Below are 20161 nucleotides of genomic sequence, written 5' to 3' on the forward strand. Positions count from 1 at the left end.
CGAGAACCATAAATCATGTCCCCCTTGCTCCCCAAACAATGCATCCTGGTCGTCGACGACAGCCCGGAAAACATCGATCTGCTCAGCGAATTGCTGCGTGACGACTATCGAATCCGCATCGCCACCTCGGGCGAGAAGGCGCTCAAGATCGTCTATTCCGACGAGCCGCCCGACCTCATCCTGCTCGACATCATGATGCCCGGCCTGAGCGGCCTGGAAATCTGCCGACGCCTCAAATCGAATCCCGACCGCCGACGCATTCCGATCATTTTCGTCACCGCCATGACCAGCGTCGAAGACGAACAGCGCGGCCTGGAAACTGGTGCCGTCGATTACATCACCAAGCCGATCAGCCCGCCCATCGTCAAAGCCCGCGTACGCACCCATCTGGCGCTCTACGACCAGTCGCGCGAACTCGAACGGATGGTCCGCCAGCGCACCCACGAGCTGCTCACGACGCGCCAGCAAATCATCCGCCGTCTTGGCCGGGCCGCCGAGTTCAAGGACAACGAAACCGGCAACCACGTCCTGCGCATGAGCCATTACGCCCGCATCATCGCCGTCGCCCACGGCCTCGGCGAAGAGGCGGCAAACATCATCTTCAACACGGCGCCGATGCACGACATCGGCAAGATCGGCATCCCCGATGCCATCCTGCTCAAGCCGGGAAAGCTCGATAGCGGAGAATGGGACGTCATGCACCAGCACCCGATCATGGGCGCCGAAATCATCGGCAAGCACGACAACGAGCTGCTCGAAACCTCCCGCATCATCGCCCTGACCCACCACGAAAAGTGGGATGGCAGCGGCTACCCGCAGCAGTTGGCGGGCGAGAACATCCCGCTCGAAGGCCGGATTGTGGCCATCGCCGACGTCTTCGATGCGCTGGTTTCAGTGCGCCCGTACAAGAAGGCAGTGCCGGTCGAGGAAGCCCTGCACTACCTCTACGAGCAATCCGGAAAGCATTTCGACCCGCAACTGATCGATGCTTTCCGGCAAGCGATACCGGAAATCCTCCGCATCAAGGAAATCTACGCCGACGAACACGGCGCCCTCACCGATCTGGAATTCCAGATCAACGAGATCTTTCACCACAAGGACGATCCGGCGGGCTACCCGGGCGTGCTGTCCAGCACCGAGGGCGGCCTTGACTGAGCGGCGATGATTTCAAATTTGGGCCTTTTTTCCGGTTGACCGTGGAATTGGGTGGAGAAACCGTGCCTGACCGACAATTGGCCCTAAACCTCGCCCGGGCGGCCGAATGGCTGCGTCGAGCCGACGGCCTGCTGGTCACCGCCGGCGCCGGCATGGGCATCGACTCGGGGCTGCCCGACTTTCGCGGGCCGGGTGGCTTCTGGTCGGTCTATCCAGCGCTCGGCCGGGCCAGAATCGCCTTCGAATCGATCGCCAACCCGGCCGCCTTCGAAACCGACCCGCGCCTGGCCTGGGGCTTCTACGGCCATCGCCTCGCCCTCTACCGGCACACCACGCCGCACGCCGGCTTCGCCCTGCTCCGCGATCTGGCGAAAGACATGCGGCACGGCATCCGCGCCTTCACCAGCAACGTCGATGGCCAGTTCCAGAAAGCCGGTTTCGCTTCCGATCAGGTCTGCGAAATCCATGGCTCCATCCATCACCTGCAATGCGCGGCCGGCTGTGGCGAACAAATCTGGCCGGCCGACGATTTTCATCCCGAAATCGACGCCACCAACTGCCGTCTGCTCGACGAATTACCCCATTGCCCGCACTGCGGCGCCCTGGCCCGGCCCAACATCCTGATGTTCGGCGACTGGGGCTGGGTGGAGCGGCGCACGACGCTGCAATACCAGCGTCTGCAACAATGGCTGGCGATGACCGAGCGTCTCGTTTGCATCGAAATCGGCGCCGGGAAGAACATCCCCACCGTCCGCCATTTTTCCGAAGACAGCGGCGGCAAGCTCATCCGCATCAACCCTGGGGAGCCGGAAGTGCCCGACACGGCAAACGGCATCGGGCTAGCCGTCGGCGGCCTCGACGGCATCAGCCGCCTCCACCAAGCCTGCACCAAAGACTGAAGCTGCCTACTCCGGCGTCTTCGAATCGATCGTCAGCGTGACCGGCCCGTCGTTGATCAGGCTGACCTCCATGTCCGCCCCGAAAACCCCGGTCGGCACCGGCTTGCCGAGCTCAGTCGACAGCCGGGCGACAAACTGCTCGAACAGCGGCTGCGAAACATCGCCACGCGCCGCTCGGCTCCACGACGGCCGGTTGCCTTTCTTCACCGAGGCATAGAGCGTGAATTGCGAAACGGCCAGAATCTCCCCGCCAGCCTCGACAATGCTGCGATTCATCACCCCGCTCTCATCGCCAAACAGCCGCAGGCGAACGATCTTGCCGGCCATCCAGGCCAGATCGGCTTCGCCGTCAGACTCTTCAAACCCGGCCAGCACCAGCAAGCCCGATTCTATTTTTCCGCAAATTTTCCGGTTGACCGTGACACTGGCTTCCCTGACCCGCTGAATGACTACCCGCATACCGAATTCCTTGTCAAAATGGACCAAACACCCCGCCAACTCCCGCCAAAGCCGCAATGAACGACGTCCTCAGCACCGCGCTCACCCGCCCCATCGTGACCAACGCCATTCGCATCGCGCTCGTCGTCGGCAGCGTGCTGAACCTGATAAATCAGGGCGAAGCGCTCATTTCATGGTCCGGAATTTCCTGGCCCCACGTCGCGCTCAATTTCATCGTGCCCTATTGCGTCGCCAGCTACAGCGCTGCCAAAAACCAGTTGAATATTGCCCGGAAATAAACGGTGCTCAAGCAGTCGGAATAAAAAGAAAGGCCCCAAATCGGGGCCTTTCTATCCTCAGAATAGCGAGCGTATTTCCGAAAATTTTTATATTAAATATCGACCCGCGCGCTCAAGGCATTGGTTTCGATGAAGGCCCGACGTGGCTCGACGTCCTCGCCCATCAGGGTCGTGAAGATCTCATCGGCGGCAATCGCGTCGTCGATCTGTACGCGTAGCAGGCGGCGGACCTTCGGGTCCATCGTCGTTTCCCACAATTGCGACGGGTTCATCTCACCCAGACCTTTGTAGCGCTGCTTGCTGATCCCGCGCTCGACTTCGTTGAGCAGCCACTTCATGGCGTCACCGAAGTTGGTCACGACCTGTTTCTTCTCGCCCCGCGCCATCACGGCACCGGCGCCGAACATGTCGGCCAGCGTCTCGGCCGTCCGGCGTAGCTGCATGAAGTCGCCGGACAAAAGCAGATCTTCGTCGATCAGGCCAACCTTGAGGTTGCCGTGGTGCATGCGTTCGACGCGCAGCGTCCAGCGTTCCTGGATGTCGTCGTACTTCGGCACCATGCGCGTGCCAGCCGGGATGTAGGAGGCGATCAGTTCGGCACTGGCCCGCGTTTTATCTTCGCTGGACAGGTCCACCGCAAGGTTATGGCGAACGATGGACTGCAGCACTTCGGGGTTGATCAGGTGCGACAGGCGATCGATGACGGCTTCGGTGGCCAGCCAGGAGCGGGCCAGACCTTCGAGCGCCGGACCGGTAACCGGCTCGACACCGGTGCGCGGCGTCAGGGCGGCTTCATCGAGCGCCATGTTGAGCAGGAACTGGTTGTATTCGAGGTCGTCCTTGAGGTAGCGCTCGGTCTTGCCGTGCTTGACCTTGTAGAGCGGCGGCTGGGCGATATAGACGTAGCCGCGGTCGATCAGCTCGGGCATCTGGCGATAGAGCAGCGTCAGCAGCAGGGTACGGATGTGCGCACCGTCGACGTCCGCGTCGGTCATGATGATGATGCGGTGGTAACGCAGCTTTTCGACGTTGAAGTCGTCCTTGCCGATGCCGGTACCGAGTGCGGTGATCAGCGTGACGATCTGTTCGGACGATATCAGCTTGTCGAAACGCGCCTTCTCGACGTTGAGCACCTTGCCGCGCAACGGCAGGATGGCCTGGAACTTCCGGTCGCGACCCTGCTTGGCAGAGCCGCCGGCGGAGTCGCCCTCGACGATGTAGATTTCGCACAGCGCCGGATCTTTTTCCTGACAGTCAGCCAGCTTGCCGGGCAAGCCAACGCCGTCGAGAACGCCCTTGCGGCGCGTCATTTCACGGGCGCGACGAGCAGCTTCACGAGCCCGGGAGGCTTCAACGATCTTGCCGCAGATCATCTTGGCATCGACCGGACGCTCGAGCAGGAAATCGGCGAGCTTCTGAGCGACGACTTCTTCAACGGCTGCACGGGCTTCGGATGAAACCAGCTTCATCTTGGTCTGCGAGGCGAACTTCGGGTCGGGCATCTTGACCGACAGCACACAGGCCAGGCCTTCGCGCATGTCATCGCCGGCGATATCGACCTTGGCCTTCTTGGCAATCTCGTTTTCGTCGATGTACTTGTTGATGACGCGGGTCATCGCAGCGCGCAGGCCGGTCAGGTGGGTGCCCCCGTCCGACTGCGGAATGTTGTTGGTGAAGCAGAGCACCTGTTCCTGGTAGGAGTCGTTCCACTGCATCGCCACTTCGACACCGATGGTAATGGCGGAATCGGCCGCGCCCTGGCCCACCTTGGCGTCGCCGGCCGAATAGAAGATGTTCGGATGGAGGACCGACTTGGTGCGGTTGATGTACTCAACGAAGCTCTGCACGCCACCGGCAAAGGCAAACAGCTCTTCCTTGCCGGCGCGCTGGTCGACCAATTTGATGGATACGCCGTTGTTCAGGAAAGACAGTTCGCGCAGACGCTTGGCGAGGATTTCGTAATGGAATTCGACATGACCGAAGATTTCGTCATCGGCCAGGAAGTGCACTTCGGTACCGCGTTTTTCAGTATCACCCAGCACCTTGAGCGGCGAGACTTCAAAGCCGTCGCGGATCTCGATGCTGCGGTCAACCGGCACACCACGGCAAAATTCCATGAAATGCTTCTTACCGTCGCGGCGAATGGTCAGGCGCAGGAACTTGGACAGCGCATTGACGCAGGAAACGCCAACGCCGTGCAGGCCGCCGGACACCTTGTAGGAGTTCTGGTTGAACTTGCCGCCAGCGTGCAGTTCGGTCAGCGCGATTTCGGCTGCCGAGCGCTTCGGCTCGTGCTTGTCATCCATCTTGACGCCGGTCGGGATGCCCCGGCCGTTGTCGATGACGGAAATCGAGTTGTCGGTGTGAATGGTGACGATGATGTCGTCGCAATGCCCGGCCAGCGCTTCGTCAATCGAGTTATCGACGACTTCGAAGACCAGATGATGCAGACCGGTACCGTCGGAGGTATCGCCGATGTACATGCCAGGGCGCTTGCGGACAGCCTCCAGGCCTTCGAGGATCTGGATGCTGGCTTCGCCATAGGCGGGTGACTCGGCTTGCGGTTGCGGGACGTTCTCTTCACTCATTGTTTTGGTTCCACGTGAAACTGCAAAAGGCCTGCCCGGCTGGGCAGGCCTTCTTGGGTTGTTGCCTGGTCGGTCAGATGCGCATCGGCATCACGACATACTTGAAGCGGTCGTTGCCGGGGACAGTAATCAGCGCGCTGGAATTGGCGTCGTTGAAACTCCACTGAATTTCTTCGGTGTGTATGTTGTTGAGCACGTCGAGCAGATAACCGACGTTGAAGCCGACATCGATGACGTCGCCGGTGTAATCAACTTCGATTTCTTCGACGGCCTCTTCCTGCTCGGCGTTGGCGGCGATCAGCTTCAGGCTGTTTTCACCGAGAACAACACGAACGCCACGGAATTTTTCGTTGGTCAGGATGGCGGCGCGCTGCATGGCCTGCATCAGGGTCTGACGGCCAACCTTCATGTGGTTCTTCAGAGTTGCCGGAACAACGCGTTCGTAATCCGGGAACTTGCCATCGATCAGCTTGGAAACCAGCACCACGGAACCGAAAGCAAAGCGCACCTGATTCGGCGTTAACGTGATGTTCAGCGCATCATCGTTATCGAGCAGCAGACGGTTCAATTCGAGCACGGTCTTGCGTGGCAGGATCATTTCCTGACGCGGCAGATCGGTGTCGATCTCGACGCTGGCGTAAGCCAGGCGGTGACCATCGGTCGCCACGGCACGCAGTTCCTTGCCTTCGACCAGCAGCAGCAGACCGTTCAGGTAGTAACGCACGTCCTGTGCCGCCATCGAATACTGGGTCTTGCTGATCAGCTGGCGGAAAGCCTTTTGCGACATCGAAAACTGTTTGGTTTCGCCTTCGTTGACCGTCATGCGCGGGAAATCATCGGCCGGCAGGGTCTGCAGGCTGAACCGGCTCTTGCCGCCGCGCACGAGCAGACGCTTGTCTTCGAGAACCAGACTGACTTCGGTGGTATCCGGCAGGGAACGCAGGATTTCCTGCAGCTTGCGGGCACCGACCGTTACGGCGCCATCGCCATCACCGCCAGCACCTTCGGTACTCGTGGTGATCTGAATTTCGATGTCGGTGGCCAGCAAGGTCAGGCGATCACCCTTCTTTTCCAGCAAGACGTTGGACAGGATAGGCAGCGTATGACGACGCTCGACAATTCCCGATACCGACTGCAGCGGGGCCAGAAGCGTGTCTCTTTGGGTTTTGATAAGAACCATAAATTAAATTCCTAAGTAGACTATATCGGGAACAATTCTGTGAATAACTGAAAAATATTGTTTAATTTCAGATGTTTGAATCAAATTTTACGGTCTGCGAAAACAACTGGATTGCCTGTGGGTGAAATCCGGACAATTTTCCCACAAAGTGGGTAATTCCATATGATCCACAATTCATACACAGCTTTTCCACAGACTTATCGACAACCTCATCCTTTCAATACCTGCAGCAACACATGCAGGTCGTGGTTGAGTTCATTTTCCTTGATGCGCAAAGCATCGATGGTCTTGACGGCATGAATGACCGTGGTGTGATCGCGGCCACCGAAGGCATCGCCGATTTCCGGGAAACTGTGTGAAGTCACTTCCCGGCACAGCCACATAGCAACCTGACGCGGCCGGGCAATGGCGCGAGTGCGCTTTTTCGAAAACAGCTCGGCAACCTTCATCTTGTAATAATCGGCTACGGTCTTCTGGATGTTGTCGATGCCGACATTGCGGGCCGAACCAATGACGTCCTTGAGCGCTTCCTTGGTCAGGTCGAGCGCAATGGCCCGACCATGGAAGGACGAATAGGCCAGCACCTTCTTCAATGCGCCTTCAAGTTCGCGCACGTTGGAACGCAAATGCTTGGCAATGAAGAACGGAACCTCATCGTCGAGATGAATGCCTTCCGCTTCCGCCTTCTTCTTCAGGATGGCGACGCGCATTTCCAGTTCCGGTGGCTCGATCTGGACAGTCAGGCCCCAGTCGAAGCGCGTGACCAGCCGATCATCGAGTCCGTTGATATCCTTCGGATAGGTGTCGCAGGTAATGATGATTTGCTTGCGAGCCTCGATCAGCGCATTGAACAGGAAGAAGAACTCCTCCTGCGAACGATTCTTGCCATTGAAAAACTGGACATCGTCGAGCAACAACACATCGAGCGAACGATAGGTGCGCTTGAAAGTGTCGAAGGATTTTTGCTGGTAGGCCCGCACCACATCCGAGTAGTAATCCTCGGCATGAACGTAGCGGACGATCTTTTCCGGGTTTTCGGCGACGATGGCGTTGCCGATGGCGTGAATCAGGTGGGTCTTGCCGAGGCCGGCACCACCATAGATAAACAACGGGTTGTAGGCGCCACCAGGGTTGTTGGCGACCTGAACAGCAGCAGCACGTGCTAGGTCATTCGCTTTGCCGACAACCAGATTGTCGAAGGTAAAGGACTGAAACAGCCGCGACTTTTCGTAATTGCCACTCTTGGCGCGTGGTTTCTCGGGCGCCGATGCTTTCTTTTCGCTGCCTGAAACCGGTTTGGCAGGTAATTTTTCGCCCGTATCGCCGCCGGTTTCAACCCGGCTGGCTGTTTTTCCACTGCCAATAACCAGCGCGATACTGACCGGGCCGGAGAAAAAGCTCCGGCTGTATTCTTCAATGCGGGTCAGATAGCGGTCACGTACCCACTTCAAAATGAAAGTGTTCGGCGCGATAAGACGCAAGCCGTCGTCCAGAGCCGTGGTTTCGCCTTCGAGCCGCAATGGCCTGATCCAGGTGTTGAATTGCTGCGCGGGCAATTCCTGCTCGAAGCGCTGCAAACAGGATTCCCAGAAACCGGCCATTGACGAAAACACTCCTCCCCGCGCATTCGATTTTGACTTCGATGGCGGTTATTAGATACTTGATTTAAAAACCGTTTTTTGAATAGGCTGATGACCGGACGGAGACCAGCGAAGCCAAGATTCTACCCGCCATCCGGGAAGTTATCCACAGCTTTGAAAAATAATTGATCTTGACAAAGCACCTTCAAACAAGGTGTAATCACGCGTTTTTCTTCGCACATCAAGGGACAACAACATGAAACGCACGTATCAACCGTCGGTCGTGCGCCGCAAGCGCACCCATGGCTTCCTGGTCCGTATGCGCACCAAGGGTGGCCGTGCAGTCATTGCTGCTCGCCGCGCCAAGGGTCGCACGCGTCTGGCCGTATAAACCGGACGTTCGGCGAGGTGGAACAAACCTTCGCCCGACGCTATCGCCTGACAAAAACGGATGAGTTCTCATCCGTTTTTGGTTTCAGGAGGGCAATTCGAGGCAAGCTGCTGATGTTGCATTATCAGCCACGCCCCGAAGGAAATACCGAAGCACGTCTGGGTCTTGTCGTCGCCAAAAAACTGCTCAAACGGGCGGTTGATCGGAACAAGGTCAAGCGCGTGGTTCGCGAGCAGTTCCGTCTGCGACTGGTAGGCTTGCCACCAGTCGATCTGGTGATCCGGCTGGCAGCAAAACCGGCACCGCTCGACGGCAAGTTGCTGGCTGAAGATTTCCTTGCCCTGCTGAATAAACTGCAACGGCCACGGCCGAAGCGGGAAGAATGATGAAGCACCTGTTGATTGGTCTGATTCGCGTCTATCAATACGCAATCAGTCCGTTTCTCGGGCGCAGCTGCCGACATGAGCCGAGTTGCTCGGCGTATATGGTGGAAGCTGTACAGAAATATGGCGCCTTCCGGGGTGGCTGGCTAGGCTTGAAAAGAGTCGGCCGTTGCCACCCATGGCATCCTGGTGGGTATGATCCTGTACCCTGATTCAAGAATTCTTTTGTAGGTTGTTCATGGATACTCGACGCCTGATACTGGTTATGATCTTCACTTTCTCGAGCTTCATGCTCTGGGAAAACTGGCAGAAATACAACCAGCCGAAGCCGACCGCCGATGCGGTAGCAACAACCCCTGCTGGCAGCGCTGCCCCAACACCGTCTGCTTCGCTGCAGGCCAAGGCATCTCCCATCACCCCTGCAGTTTCAGCACCGGTTTCTTCCGCCGAGACTTTTACGGTGACCACCGATCTGCTGAAGGCAACCATTTCCGCCCAAGGCGGCGATCTGGTCGGTCTTGAGCTCCTGAAATACAAGGAACATGACAACAAGGACAAGACCTTTGTCCTGTTCGACCCGGCACACCAGTATCTGGCGCAGGCCGGCCTGATTGGCGAAGGTTTGCCGACCCATCGTTCGGTTTTCAAGCGTGTCGAAGGCGCCACGACATTGGCTGACGGTGCTAACGAGCTGATACTGCGTCTGGAATCGACGGACCAGAACGGTATCAAGGTTGCCAAGATCCTGACCTTCAAGCGTGGCTCCTATCAGGTTGATATTGCCTGGGAAATTGCCAATGGCAGCGACAAGGCCATCGCTCCGCATGCCTACTACCAGTTGCAGCGTGACGATGTGGCGCCGGCGGGCGAAACCAAGATGGTCTCGACCTTTACCGGTCCGGCGGTTTATACCGACGCGGAGAAGTATCAGAAGATCGATTTTGGCAATATTGCTGACAACAAGGCCAAATTTGCCAAGACAGCCGACAACGGCTGGCTGGCCATGGTCCAGCACTACTTCGTAGCCGCCTGGGTACCGAAGGAAAAGACCCAGCGCGAGTTCTACATGCGCAAGGTTGAAGGTAGCAACGTCTTCCAGACTGGCGTCATTGTGCCGGTTGCCGAGATCGCACCGGGGGCCAAGGGCGAAACTTCGGTCAGCCTGTATGCCGGTCCGCAGGAACAGTCTGCCCTCAAGGAAGTAGCTACCGGACTTGATCTGGTTGTCGACTACGGCTGGCTGACTGTTGTTGCTGCACCCATTTTCTGGGCGCTCGAAGCGATCCACAAGCTGGTTGGCAACTGGGGCTGGGCGATTGTCATTCTGACCATCATCATCAAGGCCATTTTCTTCCCGCTGTCGGCCGCTTCCTACAAGTCGATGGCCAAGATGAAAGTTCTGACGCCGCGCCTGATGCAGTTGAAAGAGCGTTTTGGCGACGACAAGCAGCGCCTGAACCAGGAAATGATGAAGATGTACCAGACGGAGAAGGTCAATCCGCTTGGTGGCTGTCTGCCTATTCTGGTCCAGATTCCGGTCTTCATTTCTCTTTACTGGGTGCTGCTCGGTGCAGTCGAAATGCGCGATGCTCCGTGGATCCTTTGGATCAAGGATCTGGCTTCGGCTGACCCGTACTACATTCTGCCGGTCATCATGATGGTCTCGATGTTCGTCCAAACCAAGCTTAACCCGACGCCGCCGGATCCGATCCAGGCCAAGGTCATGATGGCCATGCCGCTGATCTTCGGTTTCATGTTCTTCTGGTTCCCGGCCGGTCTGGTCCTCTACTGGGTCGTTAACAACGTGCTCTCCATTGCCCAGCAGTGGCAGATTACGCGGGTTATCGACGCTGGCGGCAAGGCTGCCAACGACGCGAAAGCCTAAGGTGTGAGTGGTGTAAAGCCCGCAGACACCATCGCCGCCATCGCTACGGCCCCAGGCCGTGGTGGTGTCGGCGTCATTCGCGTATCGGGCAGCAAATTGCTGCCCTTTGCTTTTGCGCTGACCGGAAAAATACCCAAACCGCGCTACGCGACGTTGGCTGAATTCAAGGCAGCCGATGGTTCCACGGTCGACAGCGGAATACTGCTGTTTTTCCCGAATCCCCAATCGTTTACCGGCGAAGACGTGCTCGAGTTGCAGGGCCACGGTGGCCCGGTCGTCATGCAGATGCTGCTCGCCCGCTGTCTCGATCTCGGGGCAAGGCTGGCCGAACCCGGTGAATTCAGCCGTCGTGCTTTCCTGAACGGCAAAATGGATCTGGCCCAGGCCGAAGCCGTCGCCGATCTTATTGATGCCGCCACAAGCAGCGCAGCCCGTTCTGCGGTCCGTTCGCTGCAGGGCGAGTTCTCGCGGGCTATCGGCCAACTGAACGACGAGTTGATCAACCTGCGCATGCTGGTCGAGGCGACACTCGATTTCCCGGAAGAGGACATTGATTTTCTCAAAGCGGCCAACGCCTTTGGTCGTCTCGAAACCTTGCAGCTCAAGCTGGCCGAGATCTTCGACCGCGCTGGCCAGGGAAAACTACTGCAATCCGGCCTGCATGTCGTACTGGCCGGGCAACCCAACGTCGGCAAGTCCTCGCTGCTCAACCGGCTTACTGGCGACGATCTGGCCATTGTCACGCCGATTGCCGGCACCACTCGCGATGCGCTGCGATCGACCATTCAGATAGAAGGTATTCCGCTACACATTATCGATACTGCCGGTCTTCGCGAGACCGAAGACGAGGTTGAAAAAATAGGCATTGCCCGCAGCTGGCAGGAAATAGAACGTGCCGATGCCGTTCTCTTGCTGGTTGATGCGAGAACTGGCGTCACCGCTGCCGACAAGGAAATACTTTCCCGTCTGCCAGAGCGCCTGAAACGGGTCACCATTTACAACAAGATCGATCTCTCCGGTGCCCAGGCCGAACGACACGATGAGCCGGATACCACGGCAATCTCACTGTCAGCGCGTTCCGGAGATGGAATAGATCTGCTGCGTCAGGAGTTGCTGCGCATTGCCGGATGGCATCAGGCGGAAGACGTTTTCATTGCCCGTGAACGCCATCTTCGCGCCTTGTCGGATGCGCAGGAACATATCGCCGCCGCTCGAAATGTCGTCGAAGGCACTTTTCCTGCACTCGAACTTTTTGCCGAAGAGCTCCGTCTGACTCAACAATCCCTCGGCCAGATTACCGGCGAGTTCACCGCCGACGACCTGTTGGGCGTTATTTTCAGCCGGTTTTGCATCGGAAAATAGACAACAATCACTTCATGACTTGCAAATGAATACTCGAAACGTACTCAACCATTGGAAAATAATTCACGCGAAAGCGCCGGAAAATGGTCAGTACCTTGCGTGCATTGAAGGTGAAGTAGCCAGTTCAAACCCCCGCTTCCCGCAAGCATCGATTATCCGGACTTCGTACCTGACAGCGTATGAGATCGAAGCGGGGTCGTTTGTCGTAATCACTGCCCGTCGATCCGAATACGTCCTGGGTCCCCGCGATCCTTTGGAGTTTCTTACCGAGGATTTTCTGAAAAGCATCCTGCCGGAAAGAAAACAGGTCCAGTCACCATCCACCTTTGATGGTGCTGGCAGTCAGATCATTGCCTACAACGAGATTGATCGCCTGAATGACTCATCTTCGGAGACAGACAAACGTTGAATAGGGTAGCGCGGTAGTTCAAAAATCGCTGCCACGAGTCGTTTTCCAGAATTACCATGTTAAAAAACCACCCGGCCCCGTGCCGGGTTTTTGCTTTTCTGGAGCAAGGAATTGTTCAGAGTTCTGCCTGGATTGCCTGTTTGAAGCCTGTAGATAAGCCTGTGTACAAGCTGTCCAGCGATTGTGAGCAAGTCGGCTATTTTCGAAAATCGAAAAACTATCCGGAATCCATCCACAGGCAAGCCAGTAGGTTACCAAGCGAGAAAAGCCATATTCAAGTATATGAAAATAAAACATAATTTTAATTTATCCACAGACTTGTTGCTAAGTTATTCTCAGTAGTTGGTTTACATATAGTTATTATCAAAAACCCTATACACCGCACTACCTTGAAATCTGGACTCATAACTTGGACTTCATCACACCGGAAATAGCGGTTTTGTTGTTTGCTGCGCTGATGGCTGGTGCCATTGATGCGGTCGTCGGTGGTGGTGGATTGATTCAAATACCTGCCCTGTTTGCCATCCATCCAGGAGAATTGGCAGCGACACTTTTCGGCACGAACAAAGTCGCCAGTGTTTTTGGAACTGCCAACGCAACCTGGCGCTATGCCCGGCAGGTTGTAATGCCGTGGCGAACCATCCTGCCGGCAGCCTTTGCGGCTTTTTCCTTTTCCTATATCGGTGCGGCAGTTGTTGCCTGGTTGCCAAAGGACGTGGTTCGGCCGCTCATTCTGCTGTTATTGATCATTGCTGCGGTCTACACGCTAAAACGCAAGAATTTCGGCCTGATTCACAAACCAACCCATGCTGGCCATCGCGAACTTGTTTTAGCAATTTTCCTCGGCGCAATCATTGGCTTTTATGATGGTTTTTTCGGACCGGGAACTGGCAGCTTCCTGATATTTCTGTTTGTCCGCTTCTTTGGCTTTGATTTCCTGCATGCCTCGGCTGGCGCCAAGGTAGTCAATGTGGCAACCAATCTCGCAGCGCTTGGCTATTTCCTGCCACACGGCCATGTTTTACCGCTGCTGGCTGCGGCAATGGCCGTGGCCAATGTCACGGGGTCGGCAATCGGTACACGGCTGGCCTTGAAGCATGGCAGTGGTTTCATTCGACAGTTGTTTCTCGTTACCGTCGCTGTCTTGATCGTGAAATTTACCTGGGATACGTTCAGGCTTTTGTAATACTTTTTCCGGAACTGAAGTGCGTCAGCATTTTCTAATAAAATTTAGCCACTTCGTTTGAGGAAAACCAATGCGTATCACGCTTGTTCACCCAGCTGGCTTCAATTTTGTCCCTGGCCAACCCGATTTTTCGGTACTGGCCAATCGGATGCCGCCGATCGGCATCATGCAACTGGCCAGCTGGCTGGAAAAATTTGGTCATAGCGTGCAACTGCACGATTGCCTAGGCCCTTACGCACCACCGACCACCGCTGAAAATGCCGAAATTGTGCTGGCGACCGATCCGGAAATGGTTGGTTTTTCGGCAACGACTTCGGGCTTCATGGATGCGTTCGAGATTGCCGCCTATATCCGCGAGCGTCGGCCGGAAATCAAGATCGTTTTTGGCAACGTCCATGTTTCTTCACTGGGCGCGCCCATCCTCGAAAAATTCCCGGAAATCGATTATCTGGTCATCGGCGAAGGCGAAGGCGCCATGCTCGAACTGGCCGATGGCAAGCCGCTGGCGACGATTGGTAACCTGATCTGGCGCAACGACGCCGGGGGAATCGTCGCCAATCCGCGCCGTGACCGCATCACCAGTCTCGATGAATTGCCCTTCCCGGCTTATGAAAAGCTGGCGGGTTTTCCGCACGCCTATCATTTGCCGCTTTTTGCCTATGAAATGCGCTACGGCGCGACGATGATCACCTCGCGCGGTTGTCCCTACACCTGCTCGTTCTGCGACCGGACGGTTTTCGAGCGGGCCTACAAGACCAATTCGCCGCAATATATCTACGATCACATGAAGTATTTGCGGGACAACTTCGGTGTCTGGCACATCAACATGTACGACGACTTGTTCACGGCCAAGAAACAGCGTGTCCTCGATCTCTGCGACCTGTTGATCGAAAACCCGCTCGGCATGCAGTTCAACTGCGCGATCCGCGCCGGCCATACCTCGGATGAAATGCTGGCCAAACTCAAGAAGGCCGGAGCGCTCATGGTGTCGATCGGCATCGAATCGGCTGATCCGGAAATGATGGAACGGCACAAGGCCGGCGTGACCTTGGAAGCGGTGCGCGAAACCGTCCGTTCGATCCACGCTGCTGGCTTACGCGCCAAGGGCCTGTTCATTTTCGGCATGCCGGGCGAGACGCCGGAAACGGTGCGGACGACCAGCGATTTCATCCTCTCGCTTGAACTCGATGAAATGAACATGACCAAGTTCAGCCCGCTGCACGGGGCGCCGATCTGGGACGAGTGCATCAACGATCCGACTGGTGATTTTGTCGAAGACTGGCGCCTCATGAATTGCCTGAACTTTGTGTATCTGCCCGAAGGTTTCAAGTCGCGCGAAGAAATGGATGCGCTGTACAACTGGCACGTCAAACGCTTCTATGACAGCAAGGGCTATCGGCGCCGATTCGCCAAGCGTTTGTGGCAGCATCGCTGGAGCCTGTGGCACGTGCTCAAGCACTTGCCGGAAACCATTGCTGCAGCGCGTTACTTCAGTTCCAACAAGGAGCAACTGGAAAAAGCCGCGCGCGAATTCAAACTGCATCCGCGCCAGCCGCTTGGCCTCAAGCCGCAGTTATCGACCGAGCTGCTAATCGACAACATCGTCTCGCTGTCGCCGGTCAAGCTGACGCGGCGCGATGCGGCCAAGCAGATCATTCCGGTCGTCTATGAAGCTTCGGCATGCTGTACGCCGCCAGCCGTACAGGCAGCGGTATAATCGCCCCTCTTTCGTCATGGGCATTGGGGAGCGCTGACATGAAGGAACATTTCATTTTTGGCCGTTTTTTCCGGTTGACCGTGGCAGCCTGCGTCGTCGTTGCGCTGGGCGCCTGCAAGGGCAACGAAACCAGGCCGGAAGACGGCACGCCGACGGCCGAGGTGAAAAAGGATAACGCGGTGCGTACTGGTTACGCCTGCTGCAACCTGCACTATTCGGGCGACTGGATCAGCGATTCGAATCTGGCCCAATTGCCATTCATTCCGGTCGGCACGCCGATCAAGGTTCTGAAGATTGACGGCTATCGCGCCAACATCGAAGTCGAAGGCAAGCCGTATCGCCTCGGCCATGATTACGGTCGGGCCGAAGAAACGACCGAACAATGGGTCAGCAAGATGGTGGTGCTCGCCGACCCGAAAGTGAAGATGGCGAAATTTTCGCCAGCCGTGCGCAATGCGATCACCAAGGGCCAGCTCATGAAAGGCATGACCAAGGAACAGGTCATCATGGCGGTCGGCCATCCGCAAACCAATGAAAATCCGCGCCTGGATGGTCCCTACTGGCGCTACTGGTGGTCGAGTTTCGGCCCCTATTACGTGTATTGGGCCAAGGGAAGCGTCAGCAAGATCGACGGCCATTCCGAAACAGTGGGCTACATGACCTACAAAGGCAAATAACTCATCGCCGCCACAGAGAACAAAACAAGGGTTTCAATGATGGAACAAGTGCAGGGAGTGGAGCGAAAACAGTGCGATGTGCTGGTCATCGGTGGCGGGCCGGCCGGATGTACCGTAGCGCCGATGCTGGCCGAAAAAGGCTACAAGGTGGTGGTTCTGGAAAAGGCGCACCACCCGCGTTTTCATATCGGCGAATCGTTGCTGCCAGCCAATCTGCCGCTCTTCGAGCGGATGGGTATCGCCGAGGAAGTGAAGGCCATTGGCATGCACAAGCCAGGTGCCGAATTCGTTTCGCCGAACCATGAAATGTCGTCGGTCTTTGTCTTCGCCGAAGCCTGGGATAAGTCCATGCCCCACGCCTATCAGGTCAAGCGCGACCAATTCGACACCATCCTGATCCGCAACGCCGCGAAGAAAGGCGTCGAGGTTCACGAAGGCTGCAAAGCAAAATCGGTTGATTTCCTGCCGGACAACACGGCCACCGTCCGAGCCATGCATGACGACGGTCGTGAAAGCGAGTGGCAGGCCCGCTTTGTCGTCGATGCTTCCGGCCGCGACACCTTCCTGGCCAACCGTTTCCAGATCAAGCACCGCAACCCCAAGCACAACAGTTCGGCGATCTATGGTCACTTCACCGGCTGCAAACGTCACGAAGGCGTGGCCGAGGGCAACATCACCATTTTCTGGTTCGAGCACGGCTGGTTCTGGTTCATCCCGATGCAAAACGATATAACCAGCATCGGCATGGTGACCTGGCCGTACTACATGAAAACCAAGGGCGAGCGCAGCCTTGAGCAATTCCTGCGTGACGGCTTTGCCCAATGCCCGAAGCTGACTGAGCGCCTCAAGGACACCAAGCTGATCAACGAGATCGAGGCCACCGGCAATTTTTCCTACGTTTCCGAGCGCAATCACGGCAACAACTACGTCATGCTCGGCGACGCCTATGCCTTCATCGACCCGGTGTTCTCGTCCGGCGTGCTGCTCGCCATGAACAGCGGCGTCATCGCCGCCGAGGCCATCGATACCTGCTTGAAGACGCCGGCCAAGGCGCCGGCTGCACTCAAGAAATTCGATGCGCTGATGAAGCACGGGCCGAAGGAATTCTCGTGGTTCATCTATCGTGTGACCAACCCGATCATGCGTGAATTCTTCATGGGACCGCGTAATTTCTTCCGCGCCAAGGAGGCTGTTCTGTCGATGCTGGCCGGCGACATCTTCGGCAAGACCCCGATCTGGTCGTCAATCTTTGCTTTCAAGATGCTCTATTACATCGCCAACATCACTCAGCCGAGGCTCGCCTTCAAGGGCTGGAAACAGCGCCGCTTCAACATCCGCAAGGTCGACGACGCGGTCGTTTACAACGCATAGTGGCACTCCAGTTCGTTTCCTCGCCGTCTGCTGTTTCACGTGAAACCGGCAGCGAACTCGGTGGTGCCCTGGTTGGCGAGCCGCCCAGCGGTGCCGTCCCGGTCTGGCCGGTGCAACGGGTTTTTGCCCCGTTGCTCGGGGCGACTTCAGCGGCCATTCATGAAACCTGGCTGAGTGATCAGCCGGTCATTGCTGGTCACTGTGAGGGCATCATCTGGCGGCGCACGGATGGTCTGCTTTTTGGCGTGATTGAACTCGATGAAGCAGATTTTGCAGCATCGCCTGGTTGTTCGCCCTTGCAGGCGGCCAGCAAGGAGGCCTATCGCCGTATTTTCAGGTTGCTTGATATTGAAGAAATGCCGCACCTGTGGCGGGTCTGGAACTATCTGTCAGCGATCAATCTGGAAACCGATGGTCTGGAACGTTACCGCCAGTTCAACATCGGCCGTCAGGATGCCTTCCTTGACTGCCATCGCGGCGCCACCGGCAACGTGCCGGCTGCCTGCGCCATCGGTCTGGCCGGCAGCCCGCTGAGCATTGCCTTCATGGCCGGCGCCTCGCCGGCGGTTCCGCTCGAAAATCCGCGTCAGGTCAGCGCCTACAACTACCCGGCCGATTACGGTCCACGCAGCCCGACTTTCTCGCGCGGCGCACTGGTTTACCCACCGGCTCAGGAAATCCTGTTCATTTCCGGCACGGCCAGTATCGTCGGTCATCAGACCGTGGCCTCGGGCGATGTGGCCGGACAATGCCGCGAATCGATGGCCAATATCGCCGCCGTCGTCGCCGAGGCCAATCGGTCATGCCGCACCGCGCCATACGCGCTGACTGATCTTTCCTACCGCGTTTATATCCGTCAGGCTGCCGATTTCCGGGTCATCCGCGAAACGCTGGCGCCATTGATTGGTCAGGCCGAAATTGTCTACATGCAGGCAGATATCTGCCGACATGATCTATTGCTGGAAATCGAGGCGATGGCCTCACACTCGCTGGAGGAAGCTTGATGGCCATGTCGAAAAAATTGAGCAAGGGAGCGCTGGCGGCGCTGGGGCTGGTCGCCATGGCAAGCGGTGCGCAGGCTGCCGGTGACCAGCCGTTGTGGGAGCTCGGAGCCGGCATGGCCGCCTTCAGTTTCCCGTCGTATCGCGGCTCGGACCAGACCGACAATTTCCTCATGCCGGTGCCGCATTTCACCTATCACGGCGATTTTCTGAAGGCCGACCGCCAGGGTATCCGCGGCAGTTTCTTCGACTCCGACCGGCTCGACCTGACGGTCAGCCTGGCCCTTGCCCCGCCGGTGAGCAGCGACGACATCACGGCGCGCGCCGGCATGCCTGATCTTGAGGGAACCTTCGAGATCGGGCCGCAAATGGACGTCACCTTCTGGCGTTCCGAGAATCGGGCTCGTTTTGTCAAACTGCTGCTGCCCCTGCGCGCCGCCATCACGGTCCAAGGCTCACCCAAGGACATCGGCTGGGTCTTCCATCCCAAGCTCAACATGGACATCACCGACATCCCCGGCATGGGTGGCTGGAATCTCGGCATGCTGGCCGGCCCGCTGTTCGGGGACAAGCGTCAGCACGCCTACTACTACTCGGTCGCCCCGCAGTATGCGACGGCCGACCGTCCGGCCTACGAGGCCAAGGCGGGCTACGCCGGCATGCAGTATCTCGTCGCGCTGTCCAAGCGCTTCCCCAAATACTGGGTCGGCGGCTTCGTCCGTTACGACAACCTGAGCGGCGCTACCTTCGAAAACAGCCCGCTGGTTCGCCAGAAGGACTATTTCGCCGCCGGCATAGCCTTCACCTGGGTTTTCGGGGAGTCCTCGACCCGCGTCAAGGTCGATGACTGATCGTCCGCGCGCAGGCAATCCCCTGTGGATGGCCTACGAGTACCTGGCCATGGTTGTCGGCCTGGGTGCGCTGGCCGTGCTTTGCCTGATCTGGCTGCCCTGCGCGCTGGTCCTTGATTTTCTGCTACCCCGCAAGCTCGGGCAAACAGTTGGCCGTGCCGTCATTTCATGGGGTTTCCGGTTTTATCTGGGCATTCTGAGTGCTTTCTGCGCCTGCCGTTTCGAACTCGACGAGATCGACCGCCTGTGCGACCAGGGGCCGCTCATCGTTGCCGCCAACCACCCTTCCCTGCTTGATGCGGTGATGATCGTCTCCCGGCTGCCCAACGCCGTTTGCGTCATGAAGGCGGCGCTCATGGACAACCTGTTGTTCGGGGCCGCCGCCCGACTGGCCCGCTACATCCGCAACGATGCGGCACTCGACGTGATACTCGGGGCGCGCGACGAGCTGCAGCAAGGCGCCCATCTGGTTATTTTTCCCGAAGGCTCGCGGACGCTCGATTTCCCCTTTGGCGCCAGCTCGCCGAGCGTCGGGCTAATTGCCAACCGCAGCAAGGTCGACGTTCAGACCCTGCTCATCGAATTTTCCACCCCGTATCTCGGCAAGGCCTGGCCACTCTTTCGTCGTCCCGAACTGCCGCTCAGCTGCCGGGTCCGCCTCGGCCGCCGCTTTCCGCCGCCTGCCAACATCCAGACATTTACTGCCGAGCTCGACGCCTATTTTAATTTCGAATTTGGCCAAAATTTCCGGTCGACCGTGGCAATCGCTGCCTGAACCTCTGTCCGCAC

General features: G+C 57.5%; 20 protein-coding genes. 16 read left to right on the forward strand and 4 right to left on the reverse strand.

Annotated elements, in window-relative coordinates; translation table 11 throughout:
* Positions 1 to 15: 15 nt before the first annotated feature.
* Together AC07TV_RS00450 and AC07TV_RS00455 are read left to right on the forward strand one after the other, a co-directional pair.
* Positions 16 to 1155, forward strand: a complete 1140-nt coding sequence (locus AC07TV_RS00450) for a response regulator (RefSeq protein ID WP_494646424.1) — start codon at positions 16 to 18, stop codon at positions 1153 to 1155.
* 62 nt (positions 1156 to 1217) lie between these two features.
* Positions 1218 to 2054, forward strand: coding sequence for an SIR2 family NAD-dependent protein deacylase (locus AC07TV_RS00455; protein WP_494646425.1), 837 nt, complete (start codon positions 1218 to 1220; stop codon positions 2052 to 2054).
* A 6-nt stretch (positions 2055 to 2060) separates the two neighbouring features.
* On the opposite strand, the gene dtd is transcribed toward AC07TV_RS00455, so the two are convergent.
* Positions 2061 to 2513, reverse strand: a complete 453-nt coding sequence (dtd, locus tag AC07TV_RS00460; RefSeq protein ID WP_494646426.1) for a D-aminoacyl-tRNA deacylase — start codon at positions 2511 to 2513, stop codon at positions 2061 to 2063.
* Between the two features lie 56 nt (positions 2514 to 2569).
* Here dtd and nrtS point away from each other — a divergent pair, with 56 nt between their 5' ends.
* The gene (nrtS, locus tag AC07TV_RS00465) at positions 2570 to 2791 is read left to right on the forward strand and encodes a nitrate/nitrite transporter NrtS (RefSeq protein ID WP_494646427.1); all 222 of its coding nucleotides are present in this window, start codon (positions 2570 to 2572) and stop codon (positions 2789 to 2791) included.
* A 92-nt stretch (positions 2792 to 2883) separates the two neighbouring features.
* Here the strand turns inward: nrtS and gyrB are convergent, their stop codons facing one another.
* The 3 genes from gyrB to dnaA form a co-directional block, all read right to left on the reverse strand.
* On the reverse strand, positions 2884 to 5379 hold the full coding sequence (gene gyrB, locus AC07TV_RS00470) for a DNA topoisomerase (ATP-hydrolyzing) subunit B (RefSeq protein WP_494646428.1): 2496 nt from the start codon (positions 5377 to 5379) through the stop codon (positions 2884 to 2886).
* Positions 5380 to 5452: 73 nt separating this feature from the next.
* The gene (gene dnaN / locus AC07TV_RS00475; protein ID WP_494646429.1) at positions 5453 to 6559 is read right to left on the reverse strand and encodes a DNA polymerase III subunit beta; all 1107 of its coding nucleotides are present in this window, start codon (positions 6557 to 6559) and stop codon (positions 5453 to 5455) included.
* Between the two features lie 209 nt (positions 6560 to 6768).
* Entirely contained in the window at positions 6769 to 8160 is a 1392-nt protein-coding gene (gene dnaA, locus AC07TV_RS00480) for a chromosomal replication initiator protein DnaA (protein ID WP_494646430.1), read from the reverse strand.
* Between the two features lie 235 nt (positions 8161 to 8395).
* On the opposite strand from dnaA, the gene rpmH reads away from it, so the two are divergent.
* The 13 genes from rpmH (at position 8396) to AC07TV_RS00545 (ending at position 20147) form a co-directional block, all read left to right on the forward strand.
* The gene (gene rpmH / locus AC07TV_RS00485; RefSeq protein ID WP_011289924.1) at positions 8396 to 8530 is read left to right on the forward strand and encodes a 50S ribosomal protein L34; all 135 of its coding nucleotides are present in this window, start codon (positions 8396 to 8398) and stop codon (positions 8528 to 8530) included.
* Between the two features lie 17 nt (positions 8531 to 8547).
* Positions 8548 to 8916 (forward strand): ribonuclease P protein component, encoded by a 369-nt coding sequence (rnpA, locus tag AC07TV_RS00490; protein WP_494646431.1) that lies wholly within the window; start codon positions 8548 to 8550, stop codon positions 8914 to 8916.
* Positions 8916 to 9125: a membrane protein insertion efficiency factor YidD gene (gene yidD, locus AC07TV_RS00495; RefSeq protein WP_494647368.1), complete on the forward strand. Its 210-nt coding sequence runs from the start codon at positions 8916 to 8918 to the stop codon at positions 9123 to 9125. Before rnpA ends, yidD begins: the two co-directional genes overlap by 1 nt.
* Before the next feature lie 26 nt (positions 9126 to 9151).
* Entirely contained in the window at positions 9152 to 10798 is a 1647-nt protein-coding gene (yidC, locus tag AC07TV_RS00500; RefSeq protein ID WP_494646432.1) for a membrane protein insertase YidC, read from the forward strand.
* A gap of 3 nt (positions 10799 to 10801) precedes the next feature.
* Complete coding sequence (gene mnmE / locus AC07TV_RS00505) at positions 10802 to 12160, forward strand: tRNA uridine-5-carboxymethylaminomethyl(34) synthesis GTPase MnmE (protein ID WP_494646433.1); 1359 nt, start codon at positions 10802 to 10804, stop codon at positions 12158 to 12160.
* Positions 12161 to 12185: 25 nt separating this feature from the next.
* Positions 12186 to 12569, forward strand: coding sequence for a hypothetical protein (locus AC07TV_RS00510; protein WP_494646434.1), 384 nt, complete (start codon positions 12186 to 12188; stop codon positions 12567 to 12569).
* Positions 12570 to 12978: 409 nt separating this feature from the next.
* Complete coding sequence (locus tag AC07TV_RS00515) at positions 12979 to 13755, forward strand: sulfite exporter TauE/SafE family protein (RefSeq protein ID WP_494646435.1); 777 nt, start codon at positions 12979 to 12981, stop codon at positions 13753 to 13755.
* 70 nt (positions 13756 to 13825) lie between these two features.
* The gene (locus AC07TV_RS00520; RefSeq protein ID WP_494646436.1) at positions 13826 to 15472 is read left to right on the forward strand and encodes a B12-binding domain-containing radical SAM protein; all 1647 of its coding nucleotides are present in this window, start codon (positions 13826 to 13828) and stop codon (positions 15470 to 15472) included.
* 38 nt (positions 15473 to 15510) lie between these two features.
* Complete coding sequence (locus AC07TV_RS00525; RefSeq protein ID WP_494646437.1) at positions 15511 to 16149, forward strand: hypothetical protein; 639 nt, start codon at positions 15511 to 15513, stop codon at positions 16147 to 16149.
* Between the two features lie 36 nt (positions 16150 to 16185).
* A complete protein-coding gene (locus tag AC07TV_RS00530) occupies positions 16186 to 17520 on the forward strand; it encodes an NAD(P)/FAD-dependent oxidoreductase (RefSeq protein ID WP_494646438.1) in 1335 nt (444 codons plus the stop codon).
* On the forward strand, positions 17520 to 18524 hold the full coding sequence (locus AC07TV_RS00535; RefSeq protein WP_494646439.1) for a chorismate transformation FkbO/Hyg5 family protein: 1005 nt from the start codon (positions 17520 to 17522) through the stop codon (positions 18522 to 18524). The genes AC07TV_RS00530 and AC07TV_RS00535 overlap by 1 nt, the downstream gene beginning before the upstream one ends.
* A 5-nt stretch (positions 18525 to 18529) precedes the next feature.
* Positions 18530 to 19372: a MipA/OmpV family protein gene (locus tag AC07TV_RS00540; RefSeq protein ID WP_494646440.1), complete on the forward strand. Its 843-nt coding sequence runs from the start codon at positions 18530 to 18532 to the stop codon at positions 19370 to 19372.
* Positions 19365 to 20147, forward strand: coding sequence for a lysophospholipid acyltransferase family protein (locus AC07TV_RS00545; RefSeq protein ID WP_494646441.1), 783 nt, complete (start codon positions 19365 to 19367; stop codon positions 20145 to 20147). Before AC07TV_RS00540 ends, AC07TV_RS00545 begins: the two co-directional genes overlap by 8 nt.
* The last annotated feature ends 14 nt before the right edge of the window (positions 20148 to 20161 follow it).

This window comes from Azonexus sp. GW821-FHT04F04 (assembly GCF_059420025.1).

Coding starts and splice junctions, on each gene's coding strand:
- AC07TV_RS00450 (WP_494646424.1), top strand. CDS start 16: ATGTCCCCCTTGCTCCCCAAACAATGCATCCTGGTCGTCGACGACAGC.
- dtd (WP_494646426.1), bottom strand. CDS start 2,513: ATGCGGGTAGTCATTCAGCGGGTCAGGGAAGCCAGTGTCACGGTCAAC.
- nrtS (WP_494646427.1), top strand. CDS start 2,570: ATGAACGACGTCCTCAGCACCGCGCTCACCCGCCCCATCGTGACCAAC.
- gyrB (WP_494646428.1), bottom strand. CDS start 5,379: ATGAGTGAAGAGAACGTCCCGCAACCGCAAGCCGAGTCACCCGCCTAT.
- dnaN (WP_494646429.1), bottom strand. CDS start 6,559: ATGGTTCTTATCAAAACCCAAAGAGACACGCTTCTGGCCCCGCTGCAG.
- dnaA (WP_494646430.1), bottom strand. CDS start 8,160: ATGGCCGGTTTCTGGGAATCCTGTTTGCAGCGCTTCGAGCAGGAATTG.
- rpmH (WP_011289924.1), top strand. CDS start 8,396: ATGAAACGCACGTATCAACCGTCGGTCGTGCGCCGCAAGCGCACCCAT.
- yidD (WP_494647368.1), top strand. CDS start 8,916: ATGAAGCACCTGTTGATTGGTCTGATTCGCGTCTATCAATACGCAATC.
- yidC (WP_494646432.1), top strand. CDS start 9,152: ATGGATACTCGACGCCTGATACTGGTTATGATCTTCACTTTCTCGAGC.
- AC07TV_RS00510 (WP_494646434.1), top strand. CDS start 12,186: ATGAATACTCGAAACGTACTCAACCATTGGAAAATAATTCACGCGAAA.
- AC07TV_RS00520 (WP_494646436.1), top strand. CDS start 13,826: ATGCGTATCACGCTTGTTCACCCAGCTGGCTTCAATTTTGTCCCTGGC.
- AC07TV_RS00525 (WP_494646437.1), top strand. CDS start 15,511: ATGAAGGAACATTTCATTTTTGGCCGTTTTTTCCGGTTGACCGTGGCA.
- AC07TV_RS00530 (WP_494646438.1), top strand. CDS start 16,186: ATGATGGAACAAGTGCAGGGAGTGGAGCGAAAACAGTGCGATGTGCTG.
- AC07TV_RS00540 (WP_494646440.1), top strand. CDS start 18,530: ATGTCGAAAAAATTGAGCAAGGGAGCGCTGGCGGCGCTGGGGCTGGTC.
- AC07TV_RS00545 (WP_494646441.1), top strand. CDS start 19,365: ATGACTGATCGTCCGCGCGCAGGCAATCCCCTGTGGATGGCCTACGAG.